The 16,874-nt window shown below is 66.7% G+C and carries 22 protein-coding genes and 1 pseudogene; 4 read left to right on the plus strand and 19 right to left on the minus strand.

Annotated elements, in window-relative coordinates; all coding sequences use genetic code 11:
* Nucleotide 1: 1 nt before the first annotated feature.
* From MJ956_RS06705 to MJ956_RS06790, 18 genes and pseudogenes are all read right to left on the minus strand, one after another.
* Nucleotides 2-433 (minus strand): NlpC/P60 family protein, encoded by a 432-nt coding sequence (locus MJ956_RS06705; protein ID WP_253963708.1) that lies wholly within the window; start codon nt 431-433, stop codon nt 2-4.
* Nucleotides 430-1,288 (minus strand): annotated as a pseudogene (locus MJ956_RS06710) (DUF2163 domain-containing protein). Before MJ956_RS06710 ends, MJ956_RS06705 begins: the two are co-directional and overlap by 4 nt.
* Nucleotides 1,285-1,926 carry a DUF2460 domain-containing protein gene (locus MJ956_RS06715; protein WP_253963709.1) on the minus strand — a complete coding sequence of 214 codons (642 nt, stop codon included), beginning with the start codon at nt 1,924-1,926 and terminating at the stop codon, nt 1,285-1,287. The pseudogene MJ956_RS06710 and the gene MJ956_RS06715 overlap by 4 nt, the downstream one beginning before the upstream one ends.
* Nucleotides 1,927-1,929: 3 nt before the next feature.
* Nucleotides 1,930-2,502 (minus strand): phage tail tape measure protein, encoded by a 573-nt coding sequence (locus MJ956_RS06720; RefSeq protein ID WP_423724809.1) that lies wholly within the window; start codon nt 2,500-2,502, stop codon nt 1,930-1,932.
* 4 nt (nt 2,503-2,506) lie between these two features.
* Nucleotides 2,507-2,743, minus strand: a complete 237-nt coding sequence (locus MJ956_RS06725) for a rcc01693 family protein (RefSeq protein WP_341482701.1) — start codon at nt 2,741-2,743, stop codon at nt 2,507-2,509.
* 5 nt (nt 2,744-2,748) lie between these two features.
* Nucleotides 2,749-3,093 carry a gene transfer agent family protein gene (locus tag MJ956_RS06730; RefSeq protein WP_253963710.1) on the minus strand — a complete coding sequence of 115 codons (345 nt, stop codon included), beginning with the start codon at nt 3,091-3,093 and terminating at the stop codon, nt 2,749-2,751.
* A gap of 2 nt (nt 3,094-3,095) precedes the next feature.
* Nucleotides 3,096-3,509, minus strand: coding sequence for a phage major tail protein, TP901-1 family (locus MJ956_RS06735; protein ID WP_253963711.1), 414 nt, complete (start codon nt 3,507-3,509; stop codon nt 3,096-3,098).
* Between the two features lie 140 nt (nt 3,510-3,649).
* The gene (locus tag MJ956_RS06740; RefSeq protein WP_253963712.1) at nt 3,650-4,060 is read right to left on the minus strand and encodes a DUF3168 domain-containing protein; all 411 of its coding nucleotides are present in this window, start codon (nt 4,058-4,060) and stop codon (nt 3,650-3,652) included.
* A 112-nt stretch (nt 4,061-4,172) separates the two neighbouring features.
* Nucleotides 4,173-4,400 carry a hypothetical protein gene (locus MJ956_RS06745; RefSeq protein ID WP_253963713.1) on the minus strand — a complete coding sequence of 76 codons (228 nt, stop codon included), beginning with the start codon at nt 4,398-4,400 and terminating at the stop codon, nt 4,173-4,175.
* The gene (locus tag MJ956_RS06750; protein ID WP_206454862.1) at nt 4,400-4,732 is read right to left on the minus strand and encodes a phage head closure protein; all 333 of its coding nucleotides are present in this window, start codon (nt 4,730-4,732) and stop codon (nt 4,400-4,402) included. Before MJ956_RS06750 ends, MJ956_RS06745 begins: the two co-directional genes overlap by 1 nt.
* Entirely contained in the window at nt 4,732-5,289 is a 558-nt protein-coding gene (locus MJ956_RS06755) for a head-tail connector protein (protein ID WP_253963714.1), read from the minus strand. Before MJ956_RS06755 ends, MJ956_RS06750 begins: the two co-directional genes overlap by 1 nt.
* A 65-nt stretch (nt 5,290-5,354) precedes the next feature.
* Nucleotides 5,355-6,605: a phage major capsid protein gene (locus tag MJ956_RS06760; RefSeq protein ID WP_253963715.1), complete on the minus strand. Its 1,251-nt coding sequence runs from the start codon at nt 6,603-6,605 to the stop codon at nt 5,355-5,357.
* Nucleotides 6,606-6,664: 59 nt separating this feature from the next.
* The gene (locus MJ956_RS06765) at nt 6,665-7,195 is read right to left on the minus strand and encodes an HK97 family phage prohead protease (RefSeq protein WP_253963716.1); all 531 of its coding nucleotides are present in this window, start codon (nt 7,193-7,195) and stop codon (nt 6,665-6,667) included.
* A complete protein-coding gene (locus MJ956_RS06770; RefSeq protein ID WP_206454858.1) occupies nt 7,192-7,533 on the minus strand; it encodes a DUF6107 family protein in 342 nt (113 codons plus the stop codon). Before MJ956_RS06770 ends, MJ956_RS06765 begins: the two co-directional genes overlap by 4 nt.
* A 156-nt stretch (nt 7,534-7,689) precedes the next feature.
* Nucleotides 7,690-8,898 (minus strand): phage portal protein, encoded by a 1,209-nt coding sequence (locus tag MJ956_RS06775; RefSeq protein WP_423724810.1) that lies wholly within the window; start codon nt 8,896-8,898, stop codon nt 7,690-7,692.
* Nucleotides 8,899-8,948: 50 nt separating this feature from the next.
* Complete coding sequence (locus MJ956_RS06780) at nt 8,949-10,169, minus strand: DNA-packaging protein (RefSeq protein ID WP_253963718.1); 1,221 nt, start codon at nt 10,167-10,169, stop codon at nt 8,949-8,951.
* Between the two features lie 131 nt (nt 10,170-10,300).
* Nucleotides 10,301-10,789, minus strand: a complete 489-nt coding sequence (locus MJ956_RS06785) for a hypothetical protein (RefSeq protein WP_253963719.1) — start codon at nt 10,787-10,789, stop codon at nt 10,301-10,303.
* Nucleotides 10,790-10,963: 174 nt separating this feature from the next.
* Nucleotides 10,964-11,440, minus strand: a complete 477-nt coding sequence (locus MJ956_RS06790; protein ID WP_253963720.1) for a YcgN family cysteine cluster protein — start codon at nt 11,438-11,440, stop codon at nt 10,964-10,966.
* A gap of 162 nt (nt 11,441-11,602) precedes the next feature.
* Here MJ956_RS06790 and MJ956_RS06795 point away from each other — a divergent pair, with 162 nt between their 5' ends.
* From MJ956_RS06795 to MJ956_RS06810, 4 genes are all read left to right on the plus strand, one after another.
* Entirely contained in the window at nt 11,603-13,756 is a 2,154-nt protein-coding gene (locus MJ956_RS06795) for a transglycosylase domain-containing protein (RefSeq protein ID WP_253963721.1), read from the plus strand.
* A gap of 39 nt (nt 13,757-13,795) precedes the next feature.
* Nucleotides 13,796-14,380: a DUF1214 domain-containing protein gene (locus MJ956_RS06800; RefSeq protein ID WP_253963722.1), complete on the plus strand. Its 585-nt coding sequence runs from the start codon at nt 13,796-13,798 to the stop codon at nt 14,378-14,380.
* Nucleotides 14,373-14,996, plus strand: a complete 624-nt coding sequence (locus tag MJ956_RS06805; protein ID WP_253963723.1) for a DUF1254 domain-containing protein — start codon at nt 14,373-14,375, stop codon at nt 14,994-14,996. Before MJ956_RS06800 ends, MJ956_RS06805 begins: the two co-directional genes overlap by 8 nt.
* Before the next feature lie 384 nt (nt 14,997-15,380).
* On the plus strand, nt 15,381-16,442 hold the full coding sequence (locus MJ956_RS06810) for a hypothetical protein (protein ID WP_253963724.1): 1,062 nt from the start codon (nt 15,381-15,383) through the stop codon (nt 16,440-16,442).
* A gap of 92 nt (nt 16,443-16,534) precedes the next feature.
* On the opposite strand, the gene MJ956_RS06815 is transcribed toward MJ956_RS06810, so the two are convergent.
* The gene (locus MJ956_RS06815) at nt 16,535-16,867 is read right to left on the minus strand and encodes a DUF1491 family protein (protein ID WP_253963725.1); all 333 of its coding nucleotides are present in this window, start codon (nt 16,865-16,867) and stop codon (nt 16,535-16,537) included.
* Between the last annotated feature and the right edge of the window lie 7 nt (nt 16,868-16,874).

Below are 16,874 nucleotides of genomic sequence, written 5' to 3' on the forward strand. Positions count from 1 at the left end.
GCTACTCCGGAAAGCGAAAGACGCCGGCGATCCGGCGCGACCACGCCCGCGGCATCGGGGAGGAAACCACCGCCGCGCCCTCATAGGCGTGGATCAGCCGGCCGCTTTCGTCGAGAATCCCGCAATGCGCCGCCGGCGCGCCAGCCCGCCAGCAAAACAGCACGACGTCGCCCGGCCGGGCATCGGCGATATCGACCGCAATGAGATGCCGCCGCGCCGCCTCCAGCAGCCGGTCCGGGCCGCCACGGATCGACCAGTCGACACCGTAAGGACCGGGATCTTCCGGTTCGGCCCCATGGAGCGCACGCCAGACGCCGCGCAACAAGCCGAGGCAGTCGCAGCCGACGCCCTGCCGGCTGCCCTGATGACGATAGGGAGTGCCGAGAAACGCGCGGGCTGCGGCGAGCGCGCGAGACGGCGCAAGGTCGCTCATGGCACCACCGGCGAGCCGTCATGGACGCCGTCCGCCTTGGCCACCGCAAGCGCCGCGTCGCTGCCCGGCATATGCGGAAATCCGCGAAAGTTCTGGGAATTGGCGAAACGGTCGCGGCAGGTGGAAAAGCCCTTGTCGCAGCCCTGGGTCAGCCGCAACCGGTCGCCCGGCGCGAGGCCCGCGTCGATCGAATCGGCGAGGGAAAGACGAACCGTGCCGAGCCCGGTATCGCTCGCCGCAACGATATCGACCGCGAGCCCTACTGCGGCGCCGTCGAGAAACTCCAGGCGGCCGTGATTGAAGCCCTCCGGCGAGCCGCCGAGATCGCCGTCGATCAGGATGGCTCCGCCCTCACCGCCATTAACGACGGCTTCGATGGAAAAAGGCGGATCGGACGCCGGAAACCGGCAGCGGGCATCGCCGAAGACCGCATCGCAGCGGCGCCGATAGATGCGTCCGCGCACCCGGTCGAGCTGGGCGACGACGCCGCGCAATTCGGCGGCGAATCCGGTCTCGCCATGGTTGCCCTCGCCGAGTTCGGCGACATCCATCAGCACGAAGTCGGCGGGATTCTGCCAGTCGACCACGAAGGTCTCGACCCGCGCCGCGTCGAAGCGGCCGGCGCGAATGTCGGCCTCACCGATCGCCGCCGAAGACAGCGCGCCCTCGACCTCGCGCCTCGCCGCCGGTCAATCCTGTCGCCGCCTCGAAACGGGTCCCGGCGAAGGTCAGCGCCACGTCGTGATCGGTGAAGCCGAGAACCACGCCGTCCCGCCGGGTCAGGCGCCAGCAATGGGCCAGCGACGTCGCCGGGCTCTCCAGACGGCTCGCCAGCCCTGAAGGGATCTGCCTCATGGCCGCACCTCGATCAACGGTATGGACGGGATGTCGCCGGCCTCGAAGGCCGCGACATTGACGGCGAGCTGGTCCATGTCGAAGCGCACCGGCACGTCGAATTCGAAGCCGGCGGTGATCGACAGGCCGGCGGCCGGCGCCAAGGCCAGGGTCACCGCGCCGTTGACCGTATCGACGTTGAAGTCCGCACCGGCGGCGAGTTCGGTGCCGTCGACGGCGATCCGGACGGTCCCCGGCACCGGTTTTTCGATCGGCCGGCTGTAGGCCGCGTCTCCGGTTCCGTAGACTTTCAGCAGCGGAAAGACCGTCGTCACACCGTCACCGGTTCCGATCATCTGATCGAAGGCGGTCGCCGCCTGCCCGTATTGCGACGAGCGCCAGTCGAGCGGGTCGCGGAACCGGAACCCGGTGAGCTTGCCGCGCCGCGCCTCGAAGAAGGTGAGCACGGCGGCAAGGTCGGCAAGGCTCCTGACGCCGGAGCCGGCATCGTAGCGCCGCGCCGAATGGCGATGGCGCTGGTTGCGGTGCTCGTAGCCGGTCGACAGGCGGACGATCTCGGTCCGGCGCTCCGGCCCGCCGCTGGTGCCGAACGAGACGCGCAGCGGAAACCGCTCTTCGCTGAAGGCTTCGATAGCCATTTCCTACACCCCCCGCCGGCCACGGCTCGCGGCGCGCGCGAGCATCGCCTGGATCTGCGCCTCCGAGCGCTTGAAGCTGGCCGCGTCCGGCGTCGTCACATTGAAAACGATCGACGGTCCGGCACCCGCTGCCGGTGTCGCGACGCCGAGGGTTCCGTCGGCGCCGCGCTTCAGCGGCAGGATCGCCTCTGCCCCGGCCTCGCCCATCAGGCCAAGCTTGCCGCCGGCCGGAAAAAAGCTTGGCGCCGCGACGACGCCGCCCTTGGCGAAGGGCAGAACGCCCGTCGGGACTGGCGCAGTCAGGGCACCGGTCAATCCGCCGACCGCCTTGCCGATGAAGCTGGACGCGATGTTGGTCAGCGGCCGCAGCGCCGCATCCAGCGCGATCGCGGAAATGCGTTGCCCGAGCTGGCGCAGCACGCTGTCGAAGGATCGACCGCCGGTGGCGGCAGCCTTGAGCGCCGAGGAGATCGCCGACCCGAAGGCGTTCGCCCGTTGCGTCAGATCGCCCATCGCCCGCTCGAAACCGCTTGTGTCGGCCACGATCGCGACGTTCAACGTCTCGTCCGGTTCCATCCGTTCACCTCTGTGCCTGTGATGTGCCCCGGTCGGGGAAGCGCCGCATCAGCGCAGCCAGATCGGCCCGTTGCGGCGGCATCGCGCCGCCGGCCGCGGTCAAGGGCGCGAGCGCCGCGGCCAACTCGCGCGGCGTCATCGCCCAGAACGCCGGGGGCGAAAGTCGCAGCAGCCCGAGCCCCGCGCCCATCGCTTCCTGCCAGGGAAAAGCCGTGTCGGAGACCCCTTGCGGTTCCGGCACGGCGCTCAAGGGTTTGCGGGTGCCTCGCTCGCCTCCTCCGGCTCGCCAAAGGCGGCCGAAAGCAGCGCCGCCGCGACCGCCGCCGCACCGGCCGCCCCGCCATCGATCTGCATGGCGGCGACGTCGGCTTCGTTGGCATCGGTCCCGGCCCCGCGCAATCCGGCGGCGAGAATGCGCATCAGGTCGCGCGCCGACAGCCGCCCGCCGCCAAAGCGTTCGGCGAGCGTCGCCAGATTGTCGGAGGCAAAGGCGTCTTCGAGTTCGGCGAGCGCGCCGAGAGTCAGGCAGAGCGTGTGCTCACGCCCGTCGATGATCGCGGAGACCTCGCCCCGCCGTCGGTTGACCGCCATCCTCACAGCACCGCGAAAGTCAGTGCGCCGGCGGACTCCAGCGTCGCCTCGAAGGTGACCTCGCCATTATGCTCGCCCGCATATTCTAGTGCCGTCACCTGAAACGGGCCGGTTATGGAGCCGAAATCCGGAATCACCGCCTGAAACGGCGCGACGCGGCCGTCGAAGAAGATCTGCCTGAGCGCCGCGTCCGAGGCGGCATCCTTGAAGATACCCGCCCCCGACAGCGCGGCGCGCTGCACGCCGGCACCGCCGAGCAACTCGCGCCAGCGCCCGGCGCTTTCTGTGTCGGTGATGTCGACGCTTTCGGCGTTGAACGCGATTCGCCGCGTTCTGAGCCCCGCCACCGTCGTGAAGCTGCCATCGCCATTGTCGTCGACCTTGAGCAGCAGGTCCTTGCCTTTCTGGGCGGCCATGTCGCGTTGTCCTTTCCCGCGCGGCCGGCGCACCGGCCAACAAAAAGGGCGGCCCGGAGGACCGCCCAAAAACACATTTCGCACAAGTCGAACGTCACGGACCCCGCTGTCGCGGACGTCCGTTGCTCGGTTTGCCTGGCTCAGGCCAGCGGTTCGGTCACCGCCCGGAACCGCAGGATGCCGTGATAGGTCGGCGCGTCCGGCTCCTGCCGGGCCTCGGCGAACTGGAGCTGGAGGTTGACCAGATGATGTCCCTCCAGTGGCAGCGTTGCATCGTTCAGCTTGCTCGCGACCTTGTCCATGATTTCATAGGTCTCGCGCTTGCCGCCGCCCTTCGCCCAAACGTGCAGGGTCAGAACATGCTCCGCCCCGTCCTCCGTCCCGGTCGACCAATCGACGACGGCTGTCCGTCCGAACGTCAGATAGGGAAAGCTCGCTTGCTCCGGGCGTCGGTCGAACACTTTCGGCCCCCCGAGCAAGGTCGTCAGCGCCGGGTCCGACGTCAGCGTCTGGAAGATCGTCGTCTGCAATTCAGTGCTGGGATGTGCCATGGCCAGAAATCCTCGCTCACCTTTCCTGACAAGTTGATATATGGAGTGTAGCACCTTCCTGTCAGGGGCGCTCGTGACCCTTTGATTTAAATCTTCGTAACGTCATCGTGAGTCATGAACGCGCCTTCTTGGTCAGCGTTCCCGTGCTTCGCGTTTTGCCGAACACTTCGGCGTGTAACATCGACCATGCCTCGGGAACGTTAAGGATTCGCGATGTCGAAGGCAGCGACTGCCGCAACGGCGCGTCCCGCGACCGCCGCCCCTTGTCCAGCGCCGCGGCGGACACGCGGGAAGCCGCCGTGCCGAGCCGGAAACGCGCGAGCCGCACCTTGATGCGCATCAGCGTTGCTCCTCGCAGCGGCACACGAGAAAGCGCCCGGTCTCGTCCGGATCATGCACCGAAAGAATGGCAAGGCGGCGCGGGCCCAGGCGGAATGCGCGGCCGCGCTCGACGTCGGTTGTCCAGCGGCAGATCACCCGATGGGTCACTACCGCCTCGTGCCGGTCGAAGCGCTCGCGAGCGACCACCGAGACCGGCTCGACATGCACCGAAAGCTCGCGCAGCTCCCGCCATGTGGCCGACGCCCCGCCCGCGCCATCGGGCGTGAGATCGGCGGCTTCCAGCACCGCGCGCTTGCGCAGCAGCGCCGGGTCGAGAAACAGCGGCGCCATCAGATCCGGACCCTGCGATATGGAGCAAGCAGCGACCGGGCCAGCGGGGGAAGGACTGCCGGCTGTTGGGAGAGATCGACGGCGGCCCGCAGTTCATACGACGCCGCGACGATGGTCCGCAGCGCCAGAAGCAGGTTCTCGGGAACCATACCGACCGCGAAGCCCGCCTCGAACTCGACTTCCACCCCGTTCGCCGCCGCCATCCGCACCGCCGGCGACAGCCGGACCGCCTCGATCCCGAGAACGCGCTCGACGACGGCCTCGCCGGGATCGAATATCCTTGGCGTGCCGTTCGCTTCATAGGCGGTGATCGACGTTATGCCGACGATCGGGCTGCGCCGGACTTCGACCCACCTGTCACCCGGCACCGGATCGAGCGCCAGCCGAAAAACCCGCCGAGCCAGAACGAGGCCGGTCGCCGCCTCGATGGTTTCGCGAGCGGCGCGGATCAAGTCCGTGATCAGACCGTCCTCGTCGTCACGGTCGATCCTGGCCCATATCTTGATATCGGCGGCCGTCATCGGCTCGACGCCACCGCCTAGGTCGATCGTCGTCATCATTGTCTCCGGATAGAGGACTGGCCGGGCAAGGGCCCTGCCCGGCCAGCGCTGTCGGGGGATACTTAGAGGGAGAAGTCGAGGAACTTCGCGGCATCGAAGTCCTGGACGCCGCCGCCAACGCGCTTGGTCGTATAGAAAAGGACATACGGCTTGGCCGAATAAGGATCGCGCAGCACCCTCACCCCCTGCCGGTCGACGACGAGATAGAACCGGCCGAAATCGCCGAAGGCGATCGCCTTCGCTCCGGCGGCGATATCCGGCATGTCCTCGGCCTCGACCATCGGGAAGCCCATCAGCGTCGCCCGCGCGCCGGCGCCGGTCGGCGGCTGCCACAGATAGTTGCCGTCCGCGTCCTTCAGCTTGCGCACGGCCGCCTGCGTGCGCCGGTTCATGACGAAGCTGGCGTTCTGCCGATAGCCGGCCTTCAGCGCATAAACGAGATCGAGCACCGCGTCGGCGGCGGTACCCGCGGCGAAACCGCCCGCCGCACCGGTGGCGACGGTGCCGACCGAGCCCCACGCCCAGGCGCTTTCATCGACCGTCGGATAGGTCATGAAGCCCTTCGGTTTGGCGATGCCGTCGCCATTGACGAAAGCGGTGCCTTCCTGGGCCGCGAAAGCCTGTTCGACCTCCTCGCCGATCCACCGGTCGATATTGACCGCCGCATCGTCGAGCAGCGCGTTCGTTGCCGCCGGCATGGCGTAGAGTTCCATTGTCGGAAAGGTGAGTTCGGCGAGCTGCGGCGCCGTCGTCTGCGGCCGGGCGTCGGCCTCGCCGACCCAGCCGGTCTGCGCCCCGGATATCGCGAAGGGCTTCTTCAGGACCGCAGCGGAGACGGTGCGAACGGTGGCGATGGAACGGATCGGTGAAATCGCCGCGAGGCGCCGGCCGATCTCGGCTTCCGTCTCGTCGGGCACGAGGAAGCCGCCGTCCGCCCCGGTCAGGCTCGACATCGCCTTTTCCTCGATCCGGCGCATGTCACGTTCGTCGCCGGCGCGGACATAGCGCTCGAAAGCCTGCTTGTGCTCGCTCGGACCGGCGTTCTGCCGACGCTCCGAACCGCCGAGCGCGGGGCGGGTCTCCTTCAGCACCAGCCGCTCGAAGCGCCGCTCCTGCTCTTCGAGCGCTTTGTTGATGCGATCGACCTTTTCCTCGGTGATGACGTCGGCGCTCATGCGCTTCTCGATATCGCCGAGACGCTCGTCATTGGCTTCCCGGAAGCTCTCGAAAGCCTCCATGAAGTCATGGAAAGCCGAACCGGCCTCGGGGCCGTGCGCCTTCGTCTCCGGCGCGGCGTTGGAAATGTCGCTCATGCGGTTCTCCGTTCTGCTTGGGATGGATGGTCAGCGGACTATTGCGTCGCGGTCGGCGCTCAGGCCGGGACGGCCCGCCGTTTCTGGCGGGGATAGCCTGATGCCGGCAGCCGCTCGTCCCGGCGGCGGGCGAGACCGGCCCGGCCGATGAGCCGCGCCCGTTCCTGCATCGGAAAGGTCACCAGCGAGATCTCCCACAGATCGATCGTGACGAGGCGTCTTCGGATCGGTCCGACCGCCCGACGCGCCAGCTTGGTCTTGAAGCCGATCGACAGCCCATCCAGCGCCCCGGCCGCGATCAGCTCGGCAGCCTCATGGCCGGCCTGCGTGCCAAGCGCGAGCCGGCCTTCGACATAGAGCCCCGTCCGGTCTTGGCGGATCAGCGTCCAGGTGCCGACAGGGCGGGCGGGATCATGCTGCCAGAGCATGCGAATGCCGGACGCGCCGCGCGTCACCACGGATGCCGTGAAGGCGCCGGGCTCGATGACGTCGCCCGCAAGGTCGGCGTCGCCGAAGATCGCGGCGTAGCCCCGCAAGCGGCCGGAGGCGTCGGGCCTGGCGAAGTCGAACGCCGAAGGTCCGGAGCTCATCGGTTCCTCCAAGGCGCCTTGTCACCGACGCTGAACAGCCCCTCCGCGAGGCGCGCGAGAATGCCGAGCGCCCACCAGGCGCAAAGGCTGGCCGAGGCCGACCCCATCAGCGCGAGCTCCATCGAGCTCAAGGTCGCGTTGAGCCCCAGATGCTCGGCGAGCACCAGGCCGGCCGGCGGGCCGAAGACCACACCGGTCACAATCCCTATGAGAAACCGCGACGCCGCCTCGCGCCGCCCCCGCGGCAACAAATAGGCCACCGAGATGGCTGACCCGGCGACGGCGCCGGCGATCTTTGCGACCCAAAGCGCCAGGGCCGACAGCGGCTCGGCGCTCATCGCAGCCGCCTTGCGCCGCGAGCGCCGCCACAAGGCTTCGTCCTGACAATCGCATAAGATGGCTGCATCGTTCGGTCACCCTGAAATATCGTGGTGAAACAAGGTCTTGGAGCGGAACCGATTGGTTGCCGCTCTTTTCTGGCGTTGATCCCCGGTTTACTCCTCGACGCCGTAGCCGACCGCCACGCGCTTTTCCGAACGCGACAGGAAGTCCGCCGCGCCGACCCGCGCCCAGAGCGCCTCACGCTCGGCGCTCAGGCCGTCCACCTGGTCGAGATCCACGCCGAGCCGAAGTTCGGGCGCCGCGAAATGGCCGCCGAGCCAATCGCCGATCGCTCCGCTCAACCGGCTGATCAGGGGCAGCACGGTCAGCCGGAAAAAGGCACGGTTCGCTTCGGCATAGTTCGCGTAGGTCAGATCGCCCGGTATGCCGAGCAGCATCGGCGGCACGCCGAAGGCAAGCGCGATGTCGCGCGCCGCGCCGTTGCGGGCCTCGATGAAGTCCATGTCCTTCGGCGATAGCGCCATCGCCTTCCAGTCCAGCCCTCCTTCGAGCAGCATCGGACGCCCGGCGCGCGCTGATCCGGCATAGCCGCTTTCGAGCTCAGCCTTGAGGCGGTCGAATTGCTCCGGCGCGAGATTGCCGCCGTCGGCCGGCTGGTAGACCAGCGCCCCGGATGGGCGCGCGGAATTGTCCAGCAGCGCCTTGTTCCAGCGCGATGCCGCATTGTGCAGGTCGAGCGCCGTCTGCGCTGCCGCGAGCGGCGAATAGCCGGCCATCTCCGCCAAAGGATGGAACAGGCGCACATGCAGGAGCGTGCTTGGCCGGCCGTCGCTGCCGTCTGCGGCGATGCGGCGGACCGAATGGCCGGCCCTGTACTCGTAGCCGACCGGCCATCCGTCGCGTCCTTCGATGATCCGCATCCGATCCGGGCGCAGCGAGTACAGCGCTTTGACCTCGCTCTCGAAGTTGGCCGCCTCGAGATAGGCGTTGCCTGACAGAAGCAGATGGCCGCACAACGTCTCGACGAGGCTCGGCCCATCCGTCCCGCTGTTCGGCCTGCGCATCAGATCGAGGATCGGATGCCGGACGACCTCATTGGGACCGTCATGAAGAACGAAGGGAATGGCCGCCGCGGTCTCCGCGATCAGTCGCACCGAACGGTAGACGATCGGGTTTTGCATGAAACCGAACCGCGCCAGCGCCTCATAGGACGGTTCGTTCCAGGCGCCGGGGTCGGCGGCGCCCGTGAACACCAGCGCGCCGCCGGCATAGCCGGCGCCCTTGCTTTCTCGTCCCGTGGCATTCCCACCCACGGGCGCGCGCGTCTCAGCACCGCCGAGCCAGCCGGCGATCGTCGTCATCAGTCCCATCGATGTCTCCAGATTGTCGTCTTCGGCGGCCGTTCGATGCTTTAGAAGCCACGAACCCGCGGTTCCCGCGTCGTTCCCATCAGGGCCGTTACCGCCCAGACCAGCGCGTCGAGCCGGTCGGGCGAGCGGCCGCCGGTCAGGCCATCGGGGCCGAAATCGGCCATCTCATCCTCGAGCTCGGGAAACCGTCCCGCATGGCGCACGCGGCCCTGTTCGTAAAGCGCCGCCACCGGCTCCGCCCGCACCCATTTGCCGCGGCTTGCCCGCACGGCCCGGAACGGCACATGCGGTGCGCAGGTCCGGATCACCGCCTCGACCATGTCGCCGCCCTGATTGACCTCGGCGATGATCCGGTCGGCCGCCAGCCGCTCGTAAAGCGCCACCGCCGCTCTCGCCCACTCATGCGGCTTGGACCCTCGCCGCGAGGCATCCGCGAGGACGTAGACGGTGCCGTCGGCGGAACTCCCGGCCGCGACGATGCCACAGGCATCGGAGCGCGCCGTCGCCGTCGCCGGCGGGTCGATCGCCACCACGATACGCCGCAATTCCGGCGCCGCCCTGACCCGCGCGCGCTCGATCGCTTCCAGATCGAACAGCGCGTCCTCCCGCGCGTCGATCATCAGGCCTTCCAGTTCCTGCCGCCCGAGCCGGGAGCCGCCATAGCGGGTCTCCATCGCGGCCAGGAAGCCAGGCGCGAGATTGCGGACATTCTCCGCCGTTCGCATGTGGCTCGTCACCGTCGCCGGATCGGCGATCAGCCGCTTCAAGAGCGGGATCGGCCGCGGCGTCGTCGTGAACAGTGCCCGTGGCTGCTCGCCAAGGCGTAACCCGAACTGCAGATTGTCGAAACAGGCCTCCCCATGGGCCCATTTGGCGAACTCGTCGCCCCAGGCCGCGTCGAATTGGTAGCCGCGCAGCGCGTCCGGGTCCTCGGACGAAAAGATCTGCGCGATCGCGCCATTCGCGAAGACCAGCCGGCGCCGGCTCACCTCGAAACCCGGTCTCGGCCCAGTCGAGACAGCCATGAGGCCACTTTCCCCGTCGACCATCACCTCACGCGCATCGCCAAGCGTTTCGGCGATCAACGCGATCCGGCCGTGTGGCCGGCTGGCGAATGGCGCGTCGCCCGCCGCCATCGCCCGCACCCACTCCGCGCCAGCCCTGGTCTTGCCCGATCCGCGGCCGCCGATCAGCAGCCATTGCCGCCACGCGCCGGGCGGCGGCAATTGGGCGGGCCTTGCATAGGACGGCCACACCGGCATTGCGGCCCGGATCGCGGATGCCGGAGTTTGCTCGAGCGTATCGCCCGCCCGTTTCCAGAATTCGCAAGCCGACAAAGGTCGGGCGTCGTCTTGCGGGCCGTTTGTATCCGCTTCATGCGCCGCGGCGTCCGTCATCCGGACCCTGGCGGGACGCCGGCCTGTTCGTCGGCGTCCCGCGCCTCCCCTATCTGAACGGCCGCGTCGCCGGCGAACGCGCCCGTCGCGGCGTCGAACAATGCCGGCCCCGCCCGCCGCCGCGCATCCAGGCTGCGCAACCGGTTCAACAGCTCCTCGCGGAGCCGGGCCGTCTCGGCCTCGTCCTCGGCGCCGCCCTGGGCGGCGAGCATTTCGAGCCGCCGCAGTTCCAGTAGCTTTTCCAGTGTGCGGGTCATCTGGACCAGAATATCCAGGCGTTCCTTGGCCGTCGCGAATTCCTGCGCTCTGTCCGTTCCCGTGCCGGCGCCGGCGCCGGTACTCGTGCCCGTGCCGGCCTTCGGCCGCCGGGCCCTGGACCGGTCAGATGTCGCTTTAACAGGTTTGTTTTCCTTTATCGCGATTTCGAAGACATCGATTTCACGCGTCAGCAGAGCCAGGAGGCGATCCGATGGCAGCTTCACCATGTCTGATCTCCTGTCGGTAGAGCACGAAATCCCTCTCGATAAAGGAGGATTCTCGCATAGAAAAAGCGGCTGGGGTGAATACCCCGCCGCCCGCAATTTCTCGACTGTATAGGAACGCTACCAAAGCACCGTGACGGTGTCAAGGAATATTTTCACATTTCCGCACGAACCTGCTCAGGCCGCGTCGTCCATCGGGTTTTCCCCGGGCCACGCCGCCACGTACGCTTCGTAGTCCTCCAGTTCCATTCCGACTTCGCTCACGGTGCGGTCGCGCACCGATATGCCCGCCTCATGCACCGTCTCTCGATCGCCGGATATCAGATGATGCCACCAGTAAAGATCGCGCCCCTCTCCCACCAGGCGATAGGCGCAGGTCGGAGGCAGCCAGGTCAGCTCGCGCACTTTTGCCGCATCGAGCGCGACGCAGTCGGGCACGGTGGCCTGCCGGTTCTCGTAGTCGCGACACCGACATGCGTGCCCGTCGAGCAGCTGACAGCCCACATTCGTCCACGCGATCTCGCCGCTATCCCAGTCTTCCAGCTTGTTCAGGCAGCAGCGTCCGCAGCCGTCGCACAGCGATTCCCACTCCTGCGAACTCATCGCCTCAAGCGGCTTCTCACGCCAAAATGGCTTGTTGCCGAAATCACGCATGGGCGAAATGTCTAACCTTTCTCGCGACTTTTTCATGCGCTCAACGTATATGGGAACAACAGGGTTTTCTAAAGGGATGTGGGGAACCGTGGCTTCGCGGGCGAGACGCTTCGTTGTCGCTGCGACGGACCGCCGGCTCCCGCCGACAGTGACAGGTTGAAGTTGCAGAATTCCTCGAAAAGAACTCCCCGGCGTCGGCAGCCGTCGCGATTGATCGAGATCGACGCGTGGATCGATTCCAGCCTGTGGCGGTTTTTCCGCGCCTTTGCGGCGTGGTGGGAAACCGTCACGATCGCCTCTCGCAAGTTTCGGGCACGCGGCTTCAACCGATTCGTCTTCGAGGTCGCCGGAGAAGGCATGACGTTGGGCCTGGCGGGCTTCGTCCTCCTTCTGGCGCTCGCACAACCGGCGATGAAGGTCACGGCCAGGGGACTGCCGCAGGAGACCGATTTCTCGGTCCTGTTCCTCGACCGTCACGGGGATGAAATCGGGCGGCGCGGCGTGCTCAGGTCTGCGGCGGCACCGATCGACGAGTTGCCCGATACGTTCGTCAAGGCGGTTCTGGCGACGGAAGATCGGCGCTTTTTCGAGCATTGGGGGATCGATCTGTTCGGGCTCGGACGCGCCATGACGGAAAACGCCCGCGCCGGAGGCGTTGTGCAGGGCGGCTCCACCCTCACCCAGCAGCTCGCCAAGAACCTGTTTTTGTCGAATGAGCGGACCCTCGATCGCAAGATCAAGGAAGCGTTCATTTCCCTGTGGCTGGAAGCCAATCTGAGCAAGCGCGAGATCCTCGCGATGTATCTTGACCGCGCCTACATGGGCGGCGGCAGCTTCGGTGCCGCGGCGGCGGCGGAATTCTATTTCGACAAGAACATCCGCGACGTGTCGATGGCCGAGGCGGCGATGCTTGCGGGCCTCTTCAAGGCGCCCGCCAAATACGCTCCGCACATCAATCTGCCGGCGGCTCGCGCCCGTGCCAACGAGGTCCTGACCAATATGGTCCAGGCCAATTTCGTCACCGAGGGTCAGGTCGTGGCGGCGCGCCGGCAGCCCGCCGTCGCCGTCGATCGTTCGGTGACGCAGTCGCCCGACTACTTCCTCGATTATGCTTTCGAGGAGGTCCAGCAAATCGCCCGCGACAGCGGCCTGAAGCAGCGCAATTTCGTCGCCCGCGCCACGATCGACCTGCGTCTTCAGCAACTCGCGGATGAGGCGGTCGAATACCATCTGCGGCAGCTTGGTACGAAATACGCCGTCGAGGAAGCCGCGATGGTGGTGCTCGGCGACGATGGCGGCGTGCGCGCTCTGGTCGGCGGAAGGGACTACGGCATCTCGCAGTTCAACCGCGCCACGAGAGCGCTCAGGCAGCCGGGTTCTTCGTTCAAGGTCTTTATCTACGCCGCGGCTATGCAAGCCGGCATGAAGCCGGACGACACGATCGTCGACAGCCCCGTCACGATCGGCAATTGGTCGCCGCAGAATTACGGCCGGTCCTTCTCCGGCCGGGTTACGCTGGCCAATGCCCTCGCCCGCTCACTGAACGTGCCGGCCGTCAAGCTCAGCCAGCAAGTCGGCATGGACACCGTGACCGCGACGGCGAAGGCCATGGGTGTTGAATCTCCTCTGCGCGGCGACAAGACCATGGCGCTCGGGACGAGCGAAGTGACCGTCCTCGACCAGGCCACAGCCTATGGGGTCTTCGTCAATGGCGGCATGGAAACCCGCAGGCATGCGATCACGCAGCTTATGGATGCGTCCGGGAAGACGCTTTGGGACGTCCGCAGAAATCTGCCGCCGCGCCGCCGTGTCCTCAGCGAGGAAGCGACCAAGGCAATGAACGAAATGCTGGTCGGCGTCACCGAGAGCGGCACGGCGCGGCGCGCACAGCTTTCGATGACCCGTGTGGGCGGCAAGACCGGCACGACGCAGAGTTATCGGGACGGCTGGTTCGTCGGCTACACGGGCAATTTCAGCGCCGCCGTCTGGTTCGGCAACGACAGCTTCAATCCGACCAATAATTTGACGGGAGGCTCGCTACCCGCAATGACCTGGCAACGCTTCATGGAGGCGGCGCACCAGAACATCGAACTGAAGCCGATCCCGTTCATCGACAATCCCTTCCCGGAAGAAGAACGCGAGGTTGCCGCGATCGACGGCGAAGCACCGCCGGCCCAGGGCCCACAGACACTGAGGAAAGCCACGGAAGATGTCCTGGCGGATATCGCCGAGCGGCTCGAAACCTTGCCACCGCTTGAGCCGGAGCAACTCGCATCGGCGCGATCGGCGGCCGATGCGACGCCGGCGCAGCAGTAAGCCGCCCGTAGCCTACCTGTCGGACCGGATGATCGGCTTATGCGTTTCACTCTCCTCGTCCTGATTTCCCTTGCGATCGCGCTTGGCCTCGGCGGATGGTCCGCGCATCTGACGCTTGAGGAATCGGCGGAGATCGGGACCGTCGCCGTAGGCCCCTGGACCGCCAATCCATTCGCCGGCTCTCCCGATGCCGATCCCTACGCCAAGGCGCGGCTGGCGCGCCTGGGTAGTCTGACGCTGGGCATCGGCGAAGGTATCTTGTTCACGGCTGACCGTGACAGCTCGGATGCGCCGCTGCGCCGCCAGTGCCAATATCGGATCGCCGGGCATACTCCGCCGACTCGAATCTGGACGCTGGCTCCGTATACGCCGGAAGGCCGCCTGATCCAGCCCGGTGCCGGCAGGGCCGGATGGCTGACATCCCACAATCTGATGCGGGCCGAGGACAATTCGTTCGCGGTCGCGATCGGCCCTATGGCCAGGGCTGGCAACTGGCTTGCAACCTCCGGCCGGGGACCGCTCGTCCTTGCGCTGGCGCTGTATGATACACCCGCCAGCGCGTCCAGCGGCGTCGACAGCCTGTCATTACCCGATATCGAGTTGGAGACCTGCTTCGATGGGTAAGCTGCTTCTGGCCATTGTGATCGGTCTGGTGGGCGCCGTCATCGTCCACATTGCCGTGATATTCGCCATGCCTCTTGTGGCCGGGAACAATGCCTGGGCACGCTTTTCCAACCTTGGCCCGATGTACCAGATCGTCGGTGTCGAGCCCCTGCGCAGCGCCGGAACGGACGCGATCGCGCCCGCGCTGGGGTCCGATCGGCAGGATTTCGCCTTTGTCGACCCCGCCTTCGTGACCGCGAGTTGCCGCTTCTCGGTCGCGAAAGGGCCGGTCCGCATCCTTGCCAACTATGACGATAGCCCGTTCTGGTCGGCCTCGATCTACGACAGGCGCGGTGACACCCTCTACAGCATCAACGACCGGTCGGCCGTTGATGGCGTGTTCAATCTTCTCGTCGGCAGCAGGGAACAGATCGTGGAGTTCAACGCAAATCTCGGCCCGGACCCCGAGGAGACCGCGATCCCGGTAGAGCTCGATATAAGCGAAGGATACATGACCATCCGCGTCCTGGTCGATGAGGAAAGCAAGCGTCCCTCCGCAAGAGCCTTCGTCAACTCACTGCAATGCGAACCGGTCGAACCGGCGGTGGCGAGCCGTCCGGACAATCGCGACAGCTGAGCCGGACAGTCCTGGCCGGCGCTCCTGAAGCGATCGTCACGTCGATTTCTTCTATCTCGGTCCCGTGACATGCCGGTCGTGGCGGTGTCTCGCCGCGTCGAGCGGTTCGCGACGAATACATGGCAGCAGGATGATCTCGCCCTTCGATTCACGCGTGCGGATTTCGTTCCGCCGACGCGCCCGGGCCGGGCTACGGGGCACAAATTTCAGAACGACTGTCACGGTCCGCTTCCCCTTCTGGCCGGCCGGCTGCACCGGCGAACCGGCGCCTTGTTCGCCGGCCTCCCTGCATGAGCAGACCTCAGGAGGGTTAACAGCTTGCTAAGAAATCTTGCGTAATTCTTCGCGGCGAGGAAACCGCTGATCAACCAATCCAGGAGTCCCATGAAGGACGTCGTGCCGAGCATTTTTCGATCGCTCGAAAAGGAGGCCGGCCAAGGCGGTTTCGACACGATCGTGACTGCCGCCGTCGCCAGCTTCGCGGCCCGTCGCAACCCGAGCGAGCGACAGGCGCACGAGTTCGGTCGGCTTGTTAGCCCGGCTTGGGACAAGATCGACACCAGGACCAAACGCGCCCTCGCGGCGGCGTTGTCCCAGTCGCCGCGTGTACCGCGAACCATTGTCGAACAGCTCCTCGCGGCGCCGGTCGACGTCGCGGCACCCTTCTTAGTGGCAAGTCCCTGCCTGACAGCGGACGACATCGCCGTGCTCGCGGGAAAGTCGAGCGCGAAGCTGCAACGAATCCTGGACCGTCGGCGAGAATCCGGCGAAACGACGGGTCGGCACTCCGCCGATGCTGCCGCTCCGACCGCCAACCCCGCCCCCATGATGCCCCCCTCTGATGGGACGAAGGAGGCGCCGGCGAAGGCTCTCGGAACCATCGAGAGCGATACGCCGAGGCCAAATACGGCCGAGCCGGCCAACGTCAGCGAGGCACGCGCCGCGCTGCTTCGCCTGGCGGAACCCGGGAAGCATCTCGCCGAGCCTGTGGCTGGCGCTCCGGCCACGATCGGCGGCATCGTCGAAATGGCCCGGACCGGCTGCCAGCATCTGGCCTATGACGGCCTCGCGACCATGCTGAAAGTTCCCGATTCCCGCATGCGGGAGATCATCGACGATCCGACCGGCGAGATCCTTGCCGCGGCTTTGAAGGCGATTGGCGTGGGCCCCGCCGACGCCTTGACGATCATCATGTTGCTGAAACCGAGGGTCGGCCTGGACATCGCGGCCTTCACCGCGATGAAGTCAGCCTATCGCGGCCTCGACGTCGATGCGTGTCGTGGCCGCTTCGGACTTTCCTCCGCGCCCCCCGCTCGCACTCGTGCCGCCCACCAGCGCCAGTATGCGGACCTTGAACCGAGGATCGAAGCCTTGGCCCCTCGCCCGGCCTTCGGCCGCCGTCGCGCGCTGCCGTCGCGAAACGAGCAATTCGGCGCCAAACGCTGACGTTTCACGGTTGCAGGAGGGGCTGACGCGCTTCCGGGCGTGTTTCGCGTTGATCAGTTCGCCGGCAGTGACAGGCCGGCCCTCGATAGGGATCAGCCTTCGACGATCTGGAGAAAGCTTGGCGCGTCGTCCGTTTCGATTTCGACCACCCAGAAATCCGGGTCGAATCTGGCCTCACGCGCGAACCGCGCTTCCAGCCCGGCCTCGTCGTTCACAGGCTCCAACATGAACTGCCGGGTGCCGCTGTCGTCGCCGAGGCTTTGCACGGCCGGTCCGAAGAGCTGGATCTCCCCGCCGCGGTTCCGGGTCACCACGTAGATCGCGCCGGCAGCATCCGCCCCCTTGCGGGCTACGACGGCAAACCCACCGGCGGCGAACAGGCGGCGAATGAGTTGTGCGACGAAGAGTTCGCTGGTGATGCGCATCGCTATG

Source organism: Aurantimonas marianensis (genome assembly GCF_024195285.1).
In the GTDB taxonomy this organism is placed as follows: Bacteria; Pseudomonadota; Alphaproteobacteria; order Rhizobiales; family Rhizobiaceae; genus Aurantimonas; species Aurantimonas marianensis.